Annotated in this window: 2 protein-coding genes and 1 pseudogene; 2 read left to right on the forward strand and 1 reads right to left on the reverse strand. The window is 63.8% G+C overall.

Annotation, left to right across the window (positions count from 1 at the left end; all coding sequences use genetic code 11):
- Positions 1–515: type II secretion system F family protein (locus ACEN88_RS30310; RefSeq protein ID WP_413345685.1), on the forward strand; the 515-nt coding region annotated here is incomplete at its 5' end.
- A 15-nt stretch (positions 516–530) separates the two neighbouring features.
- On the opposite strand, the gene ACEN88_RS30315 is transcribed toward ACEN88_RS30310, so the two are convergent.
- On the reverse strand, positions 531–1,232 hold the full coding sequence (locus ACEN88_RS30315) for a LuxR C-terminal-related transcriptional regulator (protein WP_413345687.1): 702 nt from the start codon (positions 1,230–1,232) through the stop codon (positions 531–533).
- Positions 1,233–1,524: 292 nt separating this feature from the next.
- Between ACEN88_RS30315 and ACEN88_RS30320 the strand changes: the two are divergent.
- Positions 1,525–1,972, forward strand: a pseudogene (locus ACEN88_RS30320) (hybrid sensor histidine kinase/response regulator); the annotation flags it as partial.

Here is a 1,972-nt window from a genome sequence, read left to right on the forward strand (position 1 = left end):
ACCTGCCGGACATCGCGCTGGCGCTGGCCGCGCGCGCGCGCAAGCGCGACATCTTCGACGGCTTCCCCGACGCCGCCGACCTGCTGCTCGTATGCGTCGAGGCGGGCCTGGGCGTGGACACGGCGCTGACGCGCGTGGCCGAGGAAATGCAGGCCCGGAGCCCGGCCCTGGCCGAAGAGCTCCAGCTGGCGAACCTCGAGATGCGCGCCGGCGGCACGCGCGAGACGTCCCTGCGCAACCTGGCGCTGCGCACGGGCGTCGAGGAACTGACGTCGTTCGCGACGATGCTGACCCAGGCCGACCGGTTCGGCGTCAGCATCGGCGATTCGCTGCGGGTGTTTTCCGACGACTTGCGCCACAAACGCCAGACCCGGGCGGAAGAAAAGGCCGCGAAAATCCCGACCAAGGTGCTATTCCCGCTGGTCCTGTTCATTTTCCCGGCGATTATCATGGTGGTGCTCGGACCGGCCATCATCCAGATTATCCGGACCATCGCCCCGCTGCTCCTCCATTAATCAGGGAACCGCGATTCAGGCCATTTCGGCGGTATTTGTTACCAAATGGCTTTGCGCGTATACATATAAATCGAGCCGATTACTCACGCCCAGTTTCTGATAAATCGACGATAAGTGATTCCGCAACGTGGATTCGGAAATGAACAGGATTTTCGCCAGATCCCGATTCGTCCGGACCTTGTTGACCACCACGGTCTGCAGGACGCGCCGCTCGCGGGGCGTCAGCGCGTCGAGGCCGTCGTGGTGCGGATGCGCCCGCACCGGCTCGCCGCCACGCAAGGCGTTGAGCGCGAGACAGGTCGCTTCGCGGCCGAACCACAGTTCGCCCTGATGCGTCTTCTCGATGGCCTTGACGATCTCGTCGGCGCTGGACCGGCGGCTCAGCAGGCCGTGCGCCCCGCAGCGCAGCGTCGACGCCAGCGTGTCCGTCTCCACCTCTTCCGCGAACAGCAGCGTGTGGCGCCCGCACGTCAACGCCTCGGGCAGGTCGGCCTGGCGGGCCGTGACCGCGAGTTCGTACTTCATCAGCACGAGGTCGGGCACCGCCGTGGGCAACTGGAACAACGCATCGGATTGCGTGCCGGCGACGGCCACCACTTCCATGCCCGGCCGATGGCTATTGATCAGTTTGGTCAAAGCCCACAGGATCAACTGGTGGGTTTCCACCACCATGACGCGAATGGGCGTTTCCGATATCGACAGTCGTTGTGGCGTCATATTTCATTCCTGAAATATATATAAAACCTCTTGTTTCAATGACCGCCGCGAATTCCGCAAGTCATTTATCGATGAGCTCCGTAAATATAATATCGCCAGTTTTTGCGCTTCGAGCGCTTCCCGCGTCCTTTCCGTGAAATATTTTGTGAGAATCTACGGTTGTTGCGGCTTCCAGACATTTGGTTTTCCACAAATGGTTAATTGCCGAATCACCCAATTTCACCAACGCATGCGCAAATGTCCGCCGCACCGGTTTGGACTTATAATCGGCCTTTTCTCGAATCCCGATTCCATGCGCGCCCAACGCGGCCCCTCGCTGTCCCTGCGTCACCTCCTCGTCCTGCTGACGGCGACCGGCCTGCTCCCGCTGGCCGCGCTGGGCGCCTGGAGCGTGCATCTCGCCGCCGAGTACCACCAGAGCGAACAGCAACGGGCGCTGCTGGACCTCGCACGCGCGCTGTCGAGCACCGTCGACGCGGAACTGGACGGCACCGTCGCCACCCTCGCCAGCATCGCGCGCACGCCTGCGCTCGGCGACGGCAACGTGCGGGCCTTCTACCCCATCGCGCGCGACCAGGCCCGGGCGCAGCCGGAATGGCTGGGCGTGATCCTGGCCGACGGCGACGGCAACATGGTCTTCCGCACGACCGCGCCCTTCGACGCGCCGCCGCAACCCGTCGCCGATCCGTCCAGCCTGCGCCAGGCGCTGCTGCTGCGCCGCCCGGTCATCGGCCACGTCG

The sequence above is a fragment of the Massilia sp. CT11-108 genome (assembly GCF_047302915.1).
Taxonomy (GTDB): Bacteria; Pseudomonadota; Gammaproteobacteria; order Burkholderiales; family Burkholderiaceae_D; genus Telluria; species Telluria orientalis.